Source organism: Pseudomonas sp. FGI182, assembly GCF_000511325.1.
Taxonomy (GTDB): domain Bacteria; phylum Pseudomonadota; class Gammaproteobacteria; order Pseudomonadales; family Pseudomonadaceae; genus Aquipseudomonas; species Aquipseudomonas putida_Z.
Genome location: NZ_CP007012.1, coordinates 2,870,043 through 2,884,577, shown reverse-complemented (window position 1 = coordinate 2,884,577; position 14,535 = coordinate 2,870,043). Strand labels below are relative to the sequence as shown.

Annotated in this window: 13 protein-coding genes and 1 pseudogene; all 14 read left to right on the top strand. The window is 65.7% G+C overall.

Annotation, left to right across the window (positions count from 1 at the left end):
- The 14 genes and pseudogenes from paaH to C163_RS27130 all read left to right on the top strand — a co-directional run bounded on the left by paaH (nucleotide 1) and on the right by C163_RS27130 (nucleotide 14,332).
- On the top strand, nucleotides 1-1,518 hold the full coding sequence (gene paaH, locus C163_RS12705; RefSeq protein WP_025339112.1) for a 3-hydroxyacyl-CoA dehydrogenase PaaH: 1,518 nt from the start codon (nucleotides 1-3) through the stop codon (nucleotides 1,516-1,518).
- Complete coding sequence (gene paaI, locus C163_RS12700) at nucleotides 1,511-1,951, top strand: hydroxyphenylacetyl-CoA thioesterase PaaI (RefSeq protein ID WP_003260247.1); 441 nt, start codon at nucleotides 1,511-1,513, stop codon at nucleotides 1,949-1,951. The genes paaH and paaI overlap by 8 nt, the downstream gene beginning before the upstream one ends.
- Nucleotides 1,944-3,164 (top strand): 3-oxoadipyl-CoA thiolase, encoded by a 1,221-nt coding sequence (gene pcaF / locus C163_RS12695; protein ID WP_025339111.1) that lies wholly within the window; start codon nucleotides 1,944-1,946, stop codon nucleotides 3,162-3,164. Before paaI ends, pcaF begins: the two co-directional genes overlap by 8 nt.
- Nucleotides 3,165-3,285: 121 nt before the next feature.
- Nucleotides 3,286-4,605 carry a phenylacetate--CoA ligase PaaK gene (gene paaK / locus C163_RS12690; RefSeq protein ID WP_025339110.1) on the top strand — a complete coding sequence of 440 codons (1,320 nt, stop codon included), beginning with the start codon at nucleotides 3,286-3,288 and terminating at the stop codon, nucleotides 4,603-4,605.
- Between the two features lie 276 nt (nucleotides 4,606-4,881).
- Nucleotides 4,882-5,871: a 1,2-phenylacetyl-CoA epoxidase subunit PaaA gene (gene paaA / locus C163_RS12685; RefSeq protein WP_025339109.1), complete on the top strand. Its 990-nt coding sequence runs from the start codon at nucleotides 4,882-4,884 to the stop codon at nucleotides 5,869-5,871.
- 25 nt (nucleotides 5,872-5,896) lie between these two features.
- Entirely contained in the window at nucleotides 5,897-6,178 is a 282-nt protein-coding gene (gene paaB, locus C163_RS12680) for a 1,2-phenylacetyl-CoA epoxidase subunit PaaB (RefSeq protein WP_013972614.1), read from the top strand.
- 8 nt (nucleotides 6,179-6,186) lie between these two features.
- Nucleotides 6,187-6,945, top strand: a complete 759-nt coding sequence (gene paaC / locus C163_RS12675) for a 1,2-phenylacetyl-CoA epoxidase subunit PaaC (RefSeq protein ID WP_025339108.1) — start codon at nucleotides 6,187-6,189, stop codon at nucleotides 6,943-6,945.
- Nucleotides 6,932-7,465 carry a 1,2-phenylacetyl-CoA epoxidase subunit PaaD gene (gene paaD / locus C163_RS12670; RefSeq protein ID WP_025339107.1) on the top strand — a complete coding sequence of 178 codons (534 nt, stop codon included), beginning with the start codon at nucleotides 6,932-6,934 and terminating at the stop codon, nucleotides 7,463-7,465. Before paaC ends, paaD begins: the two co-directional genes overlap by 14 nt.
- Before the next feature lie 15 nt (nucleotides 7,466-7,480).
- Nucleotides 7,481-8,557 carry a 1,2-phenylacetyl-CoA epoxidase subunit PaaE gene (gene paaE, locus C163_RS12665; protein WP_025339106.1) on the top strand — a complete coding sequence of 359 codons (1,077 nt, stop codon included), beginning with the start codon at nucleotides 7,481-7,483 and terminating at the stop codon, nucleotides 8,555-8,557.
- Nucleotides 8,558-8,783: 226 nt separating this feature from the next.
- A complete protein-coding gene (locus C163_RS12660; RefSeq protein WP_025339105.1) occupies nucleotides 8,784-9,092 on the top strand; it encodes a DUF485 domain-containing protein in 309 nt (102 codons plus the stop codon).
- Nucleotides 9,083-10,651 (top strand): annotated as a pseudogene (locus C163_RS12655) (cation acetate symporter); the annotation flags it as partial. The gene C163_RS12660 and the pseudogene C163_RS12655, both read left to right, overlap by 10 nt.
- 40 nt (nucleotides 10,652-10,691) lie before the next feature.
- A complete protein-coding gene (locus tag C163_RS12650; protein ID WP_025339103.1) occupies nucleotides 10,692-11,924 on the top strand; it encodes an OprD family porin in 1,233 nt (410 codons plus the stop codon).
- A gap of 29 nt (nucleotides 11,925-11,953) precedes the next feature.
- Nucleotides 11,954-14,005, top strand: coding sequence for a phenylacetic acid degradation bifunctional protein PaaZ (gene paaZ, locus C163_RS12645; RefSeq protein ID WP_025339102.1), 2,052 nt, complete (start codon nucleotides 11,954-11,956; stop codon nucleotides 14,003-14,005).
- A 156-nt stretch (nucleotides 14,006-14,161) separates the two neighbouring features.
- Nucleotides 14,162-14,332, top strand: a complete 171-nt coding sequence (locus tag C163_RS27130) for a hypothetical protein (protein ID WP_155951620.1) — start codon at nucleotides 14,162-14,164, stop codon at nucleotides 14,330-14,332.
- Nucleotides 14,333-14,535: the final 203 nt, after the last annotated feature.

Below are 14,535 nucleotides of genomic sequence, written 5' to 3'. Positions count from 1 at the left end.
ATGAGCGCACTCGCAAGCAATGCCCAGGTGGCGGTGATCGGTGCGGGCGCCATGGGCGCAGGCATTGCCCAGGTTGCGGCCCAGGCCGGCCACCCGGTAAAGCTCTACGACAACCGCCCGGGCGCTGCAGCCCAGGCGGTGGCCGGCATAGACCGGCAACTTGCCCGCCTGGTGGAAAAAGGCAAGTTGCAGGCTGCCGAGCGGGAAGCCATCAGCGCCCGGCTGTGCCCGGTAGACGCCCTTGAAGCCCTGACCGACGCCCGCCTGGTGATCGAGGCCATCGTCGAGAACCTGCAGGTCAAGCAGGCGCTGTTCAGCCAGCTGGAAGCCTTGTGCGCCACCGACTGCATCCTCGCCAGCAACACTTCGTCGCTGTCCATCACCAGCCTCGCCGCCGGGCTGCAACGCCCGCACCAGGTGGTTGGCATGCACTTCTTCAACCCGGCGCCGCTGATGGCCCTGGTCGAAGTGGTCTCGGGCCTGGCCACCGCCCCGGCCGTTGCCGCGTGCATCCATGCCACCGCCCAGGCCTGGGGCAAGCAGCCGGTGCACACGCGCTCCACACCGGGCTTCATCGTCAACCGTGTGGCGCGGCCGTTCTACGCCGAAAGCCTGCGCCTGCTGCAGGAAGGCGCAGCCGATTGCGCCAGCCTCGATGCGCTGCTGCGTGATGCCGGCGGTTTCCGCATGGGCGCGTTCGAACTCACCGACCTGATCGGCCACGATGTCAATTACGCCGTTACCTGTTCGGTCTTCGATGCGTTCTACGGCGACTTCCGCTTCCAGCCTTCGCTGGTGCAAAAAGAACTGGTGGACGCAGGCCGCCTCGGGCGCAAGACCGGCCAAGGCTTCTATAGCTATGCCGAAGGCGCCGAACGCCCGCAGCCAGCCGAACTGCACAGCCCTGCCATCGTCGATGCCTGCGTCGTCGAAGGCGACCTGGGGGTGATGCAGCCGCTAATCGAACGCCTGCGCCAAAGCGGCGTCGCCGTGACCCAGCGCGCCGGCAGCGGCCTGATCCAGGTGGGCGATGCCACCCTGGCGCTGTCCGATGGCCGCCTGGCCAGCCAGCGCGCCCGGGAAGACGGCCTGCGCAACCTGGTGCTGCTCGACCTGGCCCTGGACTACACCACCGCCACCCGCCTCGCCATCAGCTGGTCGGCCGACACCAGCGACAACGCTCGTGACCAGGCGGTGGCCTTGCTGCGGCGTGCCGGCCTGAAGGTAACGGCGGTCGCCGACCTGCCCGGCCTGGTGGTGCTGCGCACCGTGGCGATGCTCGCCAACGAGGCCGCCGATGCCGTGTTGCAAGGCGTCGGCAGCGCCGCCGACATCGACCTGGCCATGCGTGCCGGCGTCAACTACCCCTGCGGCCCGCTGGCCTGGGCCGCGAACATCGGCATCGCCCACACCCTGCGCGTGCTCGACAACCTGCAGCGCAGCTACGGCGAGAGCCGCTACCGCCCTTCCCTGCTGTTACGCCGCTGCGAAGCCAAAGGAGGCACCCTGCATGACTGAAGTCGAACTGGCACAAGCCTGTGCCGAGGCCATGTACGCCCGCGACCAGGCCACCCAGGGCCTGGGCATCCGCCTGCTGGAGGCCGGCCCGGGCCAGGCATGCCTGTGCATGCCGGTACGCGCCGACATGATCCAGGGGCATGGCACCTGCCATGGCGGCTTCCTGTTCGCCCTGGCCGACTCGGCGTTTGCCTTCGCCTGCAACAGTCACGACCAGGCCACCGTCGCCCTGGGCTGCAGCATCGACTACCTGGCCCCGGCGCTGCGCGATGACGTGCTCACCGCTCGCGCCAGCGAGGTCAGCCGCAAGGGCCGCACCGGCCTGTACCACGTCCGCATCGAGAACCAGCGCGGTGAGCTGGTGGCGATGTTCCATGGCAAATCCTACAAAGTGCGCGGCACCGTGCTGGCGCAGGAGACGCAAGATGACTGAACACACCTTGGCCGATGCCTTGATCATCGACGCCGTGCGCACCCCCATCGGCCGTTATGCCGGCGCCTTGAGCGGCGTGCGCGCCGATGACCTGGCCGCCATCCCGCTCAAGGCCCTGATCCAGCGCCACCCCGAACTGGACTGGAAAGCCATCGACGACGTCATCCTCGGCTGTGCCAACCAGGCTGGCGAGGACAACCGCAACGTCGCGCACATGGCCAGCTTGCTGGCCGGGCTGCCGATCGAAGTGCCGGGCACCACCATCAACCGCCTGTGTGGCTCCGGCCTGGATGCCATCGGCAATGCAGCCCGCGCCCTGCGCTGCGGCGAAGCCGGGCTGATGCTGGCCGGCGGCGTGGAGTCGATGTCACGCGCGCCGTTCGTCATGGGCAAGTCGGAGCAGGCGTTCGGCCGCGCGGCCGAACTGTTCGACACCACCATCGGCTGGCGTTTCGTCAACCCGCTGATGAAGGCAGCCTTCGGCACCGATTCGATGCCGGAAACGGCCGAGAACGTTGCGCAGCAATTTGCTATTTCCCGCGCCGACCAGGACGCCTTTGCCCTGCGCAGCCAGCACAAGGCCGCCGCCGCCCAGGCACGCGGGCGCCTGGCACGGGAAATCGTGCCGGTCGAGATCCCGCAGCGCAAAGGCCCGGCCAAAGTGGTCGAGCACGACGAACATCCCCGCGGCGACACCACCCTGGAGCAACTGGCCAGGCTGGGTACCCCGTTCCGTGAGGGCGGTAGCGTCACCGCTGGCAATGCTTCCGGGGTCAACGATGGTGCCTGCGCCCTGCTGCTCGCCAGCAGCACCGCCGCCCGCCGTCATGGCCTGAAGGCTCGCGGCCGAATCGTCGGCATGGCGGTGGCCGGGGTCGAACCACGGCTGATGGGCATCGGCCCGGTGCCGGCTACCCGCAAAGTGCTGGAGCTTACCGGATTGTCGCTGGCCGACATGGACGTCATCGAGCTCAACGAGGCCTTTGCCGCCCAGGGCCTTGCGGTGCTGCGCGAGCTCGGCCTGGCCGACGACGACGAGCGGGTCAACCGCAACGGCGGTGCCATCGCCCTTGGCCACCCATTGGGCATGAGCGGTGCACGCCTGGTCACCACCGCGTTGCACGAGCTGGAAGAAACCGCCGGACGCTACGCCCTGTGCACCATGTGCATCGGCGTTGGCCAAGGCATCGCGATGGTCATCGAACGCCTCTGAGCGGCTCAGACCATCGGCTTGTTACCGAACCGAACGCAGCCGTATATGCTGCTTCCATGACACTCACCGCGCGGCCTGCAACCGGTACCGCGCGGCGTACAAGAACAATTCGAGTGAAGCCATGAACATGTACCATGATGCCGATCGTGCCCTGCTGGACCCGATGGAAACCGCCAGTGTCGACGCCCTGCGCCAGCACCAGCTGGAGCGCCTGCGCTGGAGCCTGAAGCACGCCTACGACAACGTGCCGCTGTACCGCCAGCGCTTTGCCGAGTGCGGCGCCCACCCCGACGACCTCAAGTGCCTGGAAGACCTGGCGAAGTTCCCCTTCACCGGCAAGAACGACCTGCGCGACAACTACCCCTACGGCATGTTCGCCGTGCCCCAGCAAGAGGTGGTGCGCCTGCACGCCTCCAGTGGCACCACCGGCAAGCCGACGGTGGTGGGCTACACCCAGAACGACATCGACACCTGGGCCAATGTGGTCGCCCGCTCGATCCGTGCCGCGGGTGGGCGCAAGGGGGACAAGGTGCATGTCTCCTACGGCTACGGCCTGTTCACCGGCGGGCTTGGCGCGCATTACGGTGCCGAGCGCCTGGGCTGCACGGTGATCCCCATGTCCGGTGGCCAGACCGAGAAGCAGGTGCAGCTGATTCGCGACTTCCAGCCCGACATCATCATGGTCACCCCCTCCTACATGCTCAACCTGGCCGACGAGATCGAGCGCCAGGGCATCGACCCGCAAGATCTCAAGCTGCGCCTGGGCATATTCGGCGCCGAACCGTGGACCGACGAGCTGCGCCGCTCTATCGAGCAACGGCTGGCCATTGATGCCCTGGACATTTATGGCCTGTCGGAAATCATGGGGCCTGGGGTGGCGATGGAGTGCATCGAAACCAAGGATGGCCCGACCATTTGGGAGGACCATTTCTACCCCGAGATCATCGACCCGATCACCGGTGCGGTGCTACCGGACGGCCAGCTGGGCGAACTGGTGTTCACCTCGCTGAGCAAGGAAGCGTTACCCATGGTGCGCTACCGCACCCGCGACCTCACTCGCCTGCTGCCCGGTACCGCCAGGCCGATGCGGCGGATCGGCAAGATCACCGGCCGCAGCGATGACATGCTGATCATTCGCGGGGTCAACGTGTTCCCGACCCAGATCGAGGAGCAGGTGCTAAAAATAAAACAGCTTTCCGAGCTTTATGAGATTCATCTGTATCGCAATGGCAACCTGGACAGTGTCGAGGTGCATGTGGAACTGCGTGCGGAGTGCCAGCACCTCGATGAAGGCCAGCGCAAGCTGTTGACCGGGGAGCTGACCAGGCAGATCAAGACCTACATCGGCATCAGCACCCAGGTGCGCCTGCAGCCCTGCGGCACGCTCAAGCGTTCCGAGGGCAAGGCCTGCCACGTGTTCGACAAACGGTTGGCCAGCTGATTCATTCGGCTGCCTTTTCGGCCCCGGCATCGTCCGGGGCTTTTTTTTGCCTGGGAGATTGCTGGGGGCGCTTTGCGCCCCTTTCGCGACGCAAGGCCGCCCCTACAGGGGAACGCAATCTTCTGTAGGAGCGGCCTTGTGTCGCGAAAGGGCTGCACAGCAGCCCCCTTGGCTAGCAAAGCGATACACAAATCTCATTCGATACACATAAAACTGTTTGACGTTATGTTTTGTATCGCTTACAAATGACTCATGCCTTAGCAGGAGTCGGAACACATGTACGCACAGCTAGTGGAAACCGGAGTCAAGCGCGTCAAGTCGCTGGAAGAGATGTCGCCCGAGGAGCGCAACTTCCAGGAAAAGATCGACGCCGAAATCAAGATCGAAGCCAAGAACTGGATGCCCGAGGCCTATCGCCAGACCCTGATCCGGCAGATCTCCCAGCACGCCCACTCGGAAATCGTCGGCATGCTGCCGGAAGGCAACTGGGTCACCCGTGCCCCCAGCCTCAAGCGCAAGCTGCAGCTGATGGCCAAGATCCAGGACGAAGCCGGCCACGGCCTGTACCTGTACAGCGCCATGGAAACCCTGGGCGCCGACCGTGACGAAGAAATCGCCAAGCTGCACAGTGGCAAGGCCAAGTACTCGAGCATCTTCAACTACCCCACCCTCAGCTGGGCCGACATGGGCGCAGTGGGCTGGCTGGTCGATGGCGCCGCCATCGTCAACCAGGTGGTGCTGCAGCGCACCTCTTACGGCCCGTATTCGCGCGCGATGATCCGTATCTGCAAGGAAGAGAGCTTCCACCAGCGCCAGGGCTACGAAATCCTCCTGACCATGATGCGCCACGGCACCCAGGCCCAACGGGACATGGTCCAGGACGCGATCGACCGCCTGTGGTGGCCGGCACTGATGATGTTCGGCCCCAGCGACGAGCATTCCCCCAACAGCGCCCAGTCCATGGCCTGGAAGATCAAGCGCCAGACCAACGATGAACTGCGCCAGCGCTTCATCGACCAGACCGTGCCGCAGCTCGAACTGCTCGGCTGCACCGCCCCCGACCCCGAGCTGAAGTGGAACGCCGAGCGCGGCCACTACGACTTCGGCGAAATCCAGTGGGACGAGTTCTACGAAGTGATCAAGGGCAATGGCCCATGCAACCAGGAACGCGTCGCCACCCGGCGCAAGGCCATCGAGGACGGCGCCTGGGTACGCGAGGCCGCCGTGGCCTACGCGCGCAAGCAACAGAACAAGAACGCCGCCTGAGCGGCGATTGATGCGGAGATCGAAAATGTCTGTCTGGACCCTCTACGAAGTGTTCGTGCGCAGCAAGCACGGCCTTAACCACAAGCATGTCGGCAGCGTGCACGCCGCCGATGCCGCCATGGCCATCGAAAACGCCCGCGAGCTGTACACCCGCCGCAGCGAAGGCGTGAGCCTGTGGGTGGTGCCCTCGGCACTGATCACCGCCTCTTCCCCGGACGAGAAAGACCCGCTGTTCGCCCCGGCGGACGACAAGGTCTACCGCCATGCCAGCTTCTACGAACTGCCCGACGAAGTCGGACACATGTGAGGTTGGCCATGCACAACGAAACCCTTGTCCCCTACCTGCTGCTGCTCGGCGACAGTGCCCTGGTGCAGGGTCAGCGCCTCTGCGAATGGTGTGGCCGCGCCCCGGCCATTGAAGAAGAACTGGCCCTGATGAACGTCGGCCTCGACCTGGTAGGCCAGGCGCGCAACTGGCTGGAGTACGCCGCCGAGCTGCTCGATGATGGCCGTGACGCCGACGCCCTGGCCTTCCGCCGTGACGAGCGTGCCTATCGCAACCTGTTGCTGGTCGAGCAGCCCAACGGCGATTTCGCCGTGACCATGACCAAACAGTTCTTCTATGACGCCTGGCATTTCGCCGTGCTTCAGGGCCTGGTCGGCTCGAACGACGAGCGTATCGCCGGCATCGCCGCCAAGGCCCTGAAGGAAGTCACCTACCACCTGCGCCGCTCCAGCGAGTGGGTGCAACGCTTGGGCGGTGGCACCGAAGAAAGCCGCCAACGCATGCTCGCGGCCATCCCGGCACTGTGGCGCTTCACCGTCGAACTGGCTGCCGGTAGCGACAACGAAGGGCACCTGGCGCAAGCGGGTATCGCCGCCGACCCCGCTGCCGTCGGCGAGGCCTGGCTCAAGCAGGTTGGCGAGACCTTCGCTTCGGTCGAACTGCCGTTGCCCAAGGCCGCCAGCCACTTCTACCTGGACGGCCGCAAAGGCCTGCACACCGAGCACCTGGGCCTGCTGCTGGCCGAGATGCAGTTCCTGCCAAGGGCGTACCCCGATGCAACCTGGTGAGCTGATTGCCGGCGACCGTGGCGCCCGCGCGCCACGCGGCGACGACCTGGCCCGGGCCTGGGCGGTACTGGCCCAGGTCATGGACCCGGAAGTGCCGGTAGTCAGCGTGGTCGACCTGGGGATCGTGCGCGACCTCGACTGGCGCGCCGGGCACCTGCACCTGGTCGTCACGCCGACCTACTCCGGCTGCCCGGCCACCGAGGTGATCGAAGGGGATATCCGCCAGGCGCTGGAACAGGCCGGTTTCCCCGCCCCGGCTCTGGAGCGCCGGCTGACCCCGGCCTGGAGCACCGACTGGATCAGCGAACTGGGCCGCGAGCGCCTGCGCGCCTACGGCATCGCCCCGCCACAGGGCAGCGCCAGCAAACGCAGCCTGCTCGGCGAGGCACCGCAGGTGTGCTGCCCGCAGTGCGGCAGCGCCCATACCGAATTGCTCAGCCAGTTCGGTTCCACGGCTTGCAAGGCGCTTTACCGCTGCCGCGAGTGCCTGGAGCCGTTCGACTATTTCAAATGCATTTGAGCCGCGGAGAACGCCATGAGCCAGTTTCACAGCCTGACCATCAAGCAAGTGCGCAACGAGACCCGCGACGCGGTGTCGATTGCCTTCGACGTGCCCGAGCACCTGCAGGCGCAGTTCCGTTTCACCCAGGGCCAGTACCTGGTCATGCGTACCCAGCTGGACAACGAAGAAGTCCGCCGTTCCTACTCCATCTGCAGTGCCGTGCAGGACGGCGAACTGCGTGTGGCGGTAAAGCGCGTGCCTGGCGGGCGCTTCTCGGCATTTGCCAATGACGTGCTCAAGGCCGGCCAGCAACTGGAAGTGATGCCACCATCGGGCAGCTTCTTCGTGCCACTGGAGCCGGCCCGCCAGGGCAACTACCTGGGCGTGGCTGCCGGCAGCGGCATCACCCCGATCCTGTCGATCATCGCCACTACCCTGGCCAGCGAGCCACACAGCCGCTTCACCCTGCTGTACGGCAACCGCTCCAGCTCTGGCGCGCTGTTCCGCGACAAGCTGGAAGACCTGAAGAACCGTTACCTCGACCGCCTGAACCTGATTTTCGTGTTCAGCCGCGAGCAGCAGGATGTCGACCTGTACAACGGCCGCATCGATGCCGACAAGTGCGGCCAGCTGTTCTCGCGCTGGATGGACGTTGCCAACCTGGATGCCGCATTCATCTGCGGCCCGCAGGCGATGACCGAGACGGTGCGCGACAGCCTGCGGGCCAATGGCCTGGCCAAGGAACGCATCCATTTCGAGCTGTTCGCCGCAGCCGGCAGCGAAGCCCGTCGTGAAGCCCGCGAGGCGGCGCGCCAGGTGGACTCGGCGCTCAGCCACATCACCGTGATCAGCGACGGCCGCGCCCTCACCTTCGACCTGCCACGCAACACCCAGAACGTACTGGACGCCGGCAATGCCATCGGCGCCGAGCTGCCGTACTCGTGCAAGGCCGGCGTGTGCTCGACCTGCAAGTGCCGGGTAATCGAGGGCGAAGTGGAGATGGACAGCAACCATGCCCTGGAGGACTACGAAGTGGCGGCCGGGTACGTGCTGTCGTGCCAGACCTACCCGGTGAGCGACAAGGTAGTGCTCGATTTCGACCAGCTGTAGGCCCAAGCCCCTATCGGACTGACGCGGTCTCTGTAGGAGCGGCCTTGTGTCGCGAAAGGGCCGCAACGCGGCCCCAGGATCCTGGCCCTGATCATGGATTGCCGGGGCTGCTGCGCAGCCCTTTCGCGACACAAGGCCGCTCCTACAAAGGCCGCACCAACAGCATTGCAATGCAACACCCGCGTGACCTCAACAAAACAATTACAACACCCAGAGATCGCAACCCATGACACCCGAACGCATCGAAAGCATCGCCAACCACCCCGACTTCCAGCACCTGGTGCAGCGCAAACGCCGCCTCAACGGCAGCCTGACCCTGGCCATGCTGGTGATCTACTACGGCTTCGTCCTGCTGGTGGCGTTCTCCCCCAGCACCCTCGGCCAGTCCCTCAGTGGTGGCGTCACCACCGTCGGCATGCTGGTGGGCGTGCTGATGGTGCTGCTGTCCTTCGCCTTGACCGGCATCTACGTGCACCGCGCCAACAACGTGCTCGACCCGCTCAACGACAAGGTCAAGCAGGAGTACGCACAATGAACTGGACCGCCATCTCGATGTTCATGGTGTTCGTCTGCTTTACCCTGCTGGTCACCCGCTGGGCTGCCATGCGCACCCGCTCGGCCAGCGACTTCTACACCGCCGGCGGGGGCCTGACCGGCATGCAGAACGGCCTGGCGATCGCCGGCGACATGATCAGCGCCGCGTCGTTCCTGGGCATTTCGGCAATGATGTTCATGAACGGCTACGACGGCCTGCTGTATGCCCTGGGCGTACTGGCCGGCTGGCCGATCATCCTGTTCCTGATCGCCGAACGCCTGCGCAACCTGGGCAAGTACACCTTCGCCGACGTGGTCAGCTACCGCCTGGCGCAAACCCCGGTGCGCCTGACCTCGGCCTTCGGCACCCTGGTGGTGGCGCTGATGTACCTGGTGGCGCAGATGGTCGGTGCCGGCAAGCTGATCGAACTGCTGTTCGGCATCAGCTACCTGTACGCGGTGATGCTGGTCGGCGTGCTGATGGTCGCCTACGTCACCTTCGGCGGCATGCTCGCCACCACCTGGGTACAGATCATCAAGGCGGTGATGCTGCTGTCGGGCACCAGCTTCATGGCCTTCATGGTGCTCAAGCATTTCGGCTTCAGCACCGAGGCGATGTTTGCCAGCGCCGTGGCCGTGCATGCCAAGGGCCAGGCGATCATGGCCCCGGGCGGCTTGCTGTCCAACCCGGTGGACGCCATTTCCCTGGGCCTGGGCATGATGTTCGGTACCGCCGGCCTGCCGCATATCCTGATGCGCTTCTTCACCGTCAGCGATGCCAAGGAAGCGCGCAAGAGCGTGTTCTATGCCACCGGGTTCATCGGCTACTTCTACCTGCTGCTGATCGTCATCGGCTTTGGTGCCATCGTCATGGTCGGCACCGAGCCATCCTACCGTGACGCCACCGGCGCGATCATCGGCGGCGGCAACATGGTCGCCGTGCACCTGGCCCAGGCCGTGGGTGGCAATCTGTTCCTCGGTTTCATCTCCGCCGTGGCCTTCGCCACCATCCTGGCGGTGGTCGCCGGCCTGGCGCTGTCCGGTGCATCGGCCGTTTCCCACGACCTGTATGCCTGCGTGGTGCGCCAGGGCAAGGCCAGCGAGCAGGAGGAAATGCGCGTGTCGCGTATCGCCACCCTGCTGATCGGCCTGCTGGCGGTCATCCTCGGCCTGATGTTCGAATCGCAGAACATCGCCTTCCTCTCCGGCCTGGTGCTGGCGGTGGCCGCCTCGGTCAACTTCCCGGTGCTGCTGCTTTCGATGTTCTGGAAAGGCCTGACCACCCGCGGCGCGGTGTGCGGCAGCATGGCCGGCCTGGTTTCGGCGGTGCTGCTGGTGGTGCTGGGCCCGGCGGTGTGGGTCAACGTGCTGCATCACGAAATGGCGCTGTTCCCCTACAGCAACCCGGCGCTGTTCTCCATGAGCCTGGCCTTCCTCGGCGCCTGGGTGTTCTCGGTCACTGACAGTTCCGAACGCGCCAGCCAGGAACGTGGCCGCTACCTGGCCCAGTTCATCCGTTCCATGACCGGAATCGGCGCTGCCGGCGCCAGCAAGCATTGACTCTCAGGGAAGAACAACCATGTCGGGTAAAACAACAACAATGAACCGCACGCACTTCATCTCGGCCGCCTGGCTGGCGACCCTCGCCCTGCCGATGCCGGCGATGGCAGACTTCATCGGCGACAGCCACGCCCGGCTGGAGCTGCGCAACCACTACCTGAACCGCGATTTCCGCCAGAGCAACGCACCGCAGGCCAAGGCCGAGGAATGGGGCCAGGGCTTTACCGCCAAGCTTGAGTCGGGCTTCACCGAAGGCCCGGTCGGCTTTGGTGTCGACGCCATGGGCCAACTGGGCATCAAGCTCGACTCCAGCCGCGACCGCCGCAATACCGGCCTGCTGCCTTTCGGCCCGAACAGCCATGAACCGGTCGATGACTACAGCGAACTGGGCCTGACCGGCAAGGTGCGGATGGCCAAGAGCACCCTGCGCCTGGGGACCTTGCAACCGATCCTGCCGGTGGTGGTGTACAACGACACCCGCCTGCTGGCCTCCACCTTCCAGGGTGGCCTGCTCACCAGCCAGGACCTGCCCGGCCTGACCTTCAACGCCGGCCGCCTGACCAAGGCCAACTTGCGTGATTCCTCGGGCCGCGACGACATCGGCTACGGCGCCGCCAGCAGCGACCACCTGGACTTCGGCGGCGGCAGCTACGCCATCACCCCGCAAACCAGCGTCAGCTACTACTACGCCAAGCTCGAGGACATCTACCGCCAGCAGTTCGTCGGCCTGATCGATACCCGCCCGCTGGGCGAAGGCCTGAGCCTGCGCACCGACCTGCGCTACTTCGACAGCCGCAACGACGGCGCCGAGCGTGCCGGCAACATCGACAACCGCAACTTCAACGCCATGGTCACCCTCGGCGTACGGGCCCACAAGTTCACCGCCGCCTGGCAGCAGATGTCCGGCGACAGTGCCTTCCCGTTCGTGAACGGCGGCGACCCGTTCACCGTCAACCTGGTCACCTACAACACCTTCACCCGCGCCGGGCTGGACTCGTGGCAGGTGCGCTACGACTACGACTTCGTCGCCATGGGTATCCCCGGCCTGAGCTTCATGACCCGCTACACCGATGGCCGCCACGCCGAAACCGCCACTGTCAGCAATGGCCGTGAGCGTGAGCGCGACACCGACATCACCTATGTCATCCAGAGCGGCCCGTTCAAGGACGTCAGCCTGCGCTGGCGCAACGTCACCTTCCGTTCCGGCAATGGCCTGACCAACGCCGTCGACGAAAACCGCCTGATCATCGGCTACACCGTGGCGCTGTGGTAACAGCGCCCCCCTCTACATTGGAGAACAGCATGTCTGCCGCCCCTACCTTGCAAAGCTTCATCGCCGGCCGCTGGCTTGGCCAGCACGGCGCCCAGGCCCTGCGTAGCGCCCTGGACGGCCACGTCTTGGCCTACAGCCACGAAGAGCGCCCGGACTTCGCCGAGGCCGTGGACTTTGCCCGCGCCCGTGGCCTGGCCGCGCTGATGGCCATGGACTTCCAGCAACGCGCTGCCCGCCTGAAGGCGCTGGCCTTGTACCTGGCCGAGCGCAAGGAGCAGCTCTATGCCCTGTCCCACCATAGCGGCGCCACCCGTGCCGACAGCTGGATCGACATCGAAGGCGGCAACGCCACGCTGTTCTCCTATGCGGGCATCGGCAGCCGTGAACTGCCGTCGGGCAACCTGGTGCACGAAGGCCCGGCCATCCCGCTGGGCAAGCAAGGCCATTTCGCCGGCAGCCACATCCTGGTGCCGCGCGCCGGCGTGGCGGTGCACATCAACGCCTTCAACTTCCCCATCTGGGGCATGCTGGAGAAGTTCGCCCCGACCTTCCTGGCCGGCATGCCATGCATCGTCAAGCCGGCGACCTCGACCAGCTACCTGACCGAGGCCGTGGTGCGCCTGATGAATGCATCCGGCCTGTTGCCCGAAGGCAGCCTGCAACTGGTGATAGGCAGCACCGGCGACCTGCTCGACCGCCTGCAAGGCCAGGACGTGGTGACCTTCACCGGTTCCGCCGACACCGCCGCCAAATTGCGCGTCACGCCGAACCTGGTACGCAACTCGGTGCCGTTCACCGCCGAAGCCGATTCGCTCAACTGCGCCATCCTCGGCCCGGACGTGACCCCGGACAGCGAAGAGTTCGACCTGTACATCAAGGAGGTGGTCCGCGAAATGACCACCAAGGCCGGGCAGAAATGCACCGCCATCCGCCGCGCCATCGTACCGGCCAGGCACATCGACGCCGTTGCCACGCGCCTGCGTGAGCGGCTGGCCAAGGTGGTGGTCGGTGACCCGTCGCTGGAGGGTGTGCGCATGGGCGCCCTGGCCTCCCACGACCAGCAGCACGATGTGGCCGAGCGGGTGCGCAGCCTGCTGCAGAGCTGCGACCAGCTGTTCGGCGCCAGCGATGGCTTTGCGCCGCGTGGCGAGGGTGTGGCCGAGGGCGCGTTCTTTGCCCCTACCTTGCTTCAGGCCCGTGACCCGCATGCCGAAGGCGGTGCCCACGATATCGAAGCGTTCGGCCCGGTCAGCACGCTGATGGCCTATGACGACCTCGATGAAGCCCTGGCGCTGGCCGCGCGGGGCAAAGGCAGCCTGGTGGCGACCCTGGTCACGGCCGACCGCAGCGTGGCAGCCAAGGCCATCCCGGTGGCTGCCGCCTGGCATGGCCGCCTGCTGGTACTCGACAGCGAGGCGGCCAAGGAATCCACGGGCCATGGTTCGCCATTGCCGCAGCTCAAGCATGGCGGCCCGGGCCGCGCTGGTGGTGGTGAAGAACTGGGTGGCCTGCGTGCCGTCAAGCACTACCTGCAACGTGCCGCTGTACAGGGTTCGCCGAGCATGCTCACGGCGGTAACCGGCGAATACGTGCGCGGTGGCGAAGTGATCGAAACCGAAGTGCACCCGTTCCGCCGCTATTTCGAGCAGTTGCGCATCGGCGAGTCGCTGCTCACCCACCGGCGCACCGTGACCGAAGCCGACCTGGTCAACTTCGGCTGCCTGTCGGGTGACCATTTCTACATGCACTTCGACGAGATCGCCGCCAAGCAATCGCAGTTCGGCAAGCGCATCGCCCACGGCTATTTCGTGTTGTCGGCAGCGGCCGGGCTGTTCGTCTCCCCGGGTGCAGGCCCGGTACTGGCCAACTACGGCCTGGATACCCTGCGCTTCATCAACCCGGTGGGCATCGGCGACACCATCCAGGCGCGCCTGACCTGCAAGCGCAAGATCGACCAGGGCAAGACCAGCCCGCTGGGCCAGCCCCAGGGCGTGGTGGCGTGGGATGTGGAGGTGACTAACCAGCTGGGCGAGCTGGTCGCCAGCTACGACATTCTCACCCTGGTGCTGAAACAGCCCTGACAGTGCCGTTGGTCAGGGGCGGTGGATATCCAACCGACCTCCCCTGGCTGTTGCCGCTCTCATTCAATGAGGGGTGGTCAATGGCTTCGCCTCTCACTCCTGTATTGGGCCCGCCTGATCGCGGGCCTTTTTTTCATCGAGAGCGAGGGTTGCGAGATGAAAGACATGCTTGGCATGGGTGGCGGCAGCGCACAGGATGACTGGCCAGAGCTCGAGCCGGACCGGCGCAATGACCGGGCAGATGACCCGGATGCCGACCCCAATGTGACAGATGACGAAGAAAACCGCCCCGGCGTGCCGGCCAGCGACCCCGAGTCCGGTGCCTAGACGGCCTGCGCGTACCTGTAGGAGCGGCTTTAGCCGCGAAGAATCCAACGCGGTGCATGGCACCGGCTGCGCCGGTGTTCGCGGGCGCGCCCGCTCCCACAGGTATGGCGCACTCCTTGAGCTGGTGGTGTCCCTGTGGGAGCGGGCATGCCCGCGAAGCAGGCGACGCGGTGCTTTGAGCAAGACAGTTGTTCATACAAGGA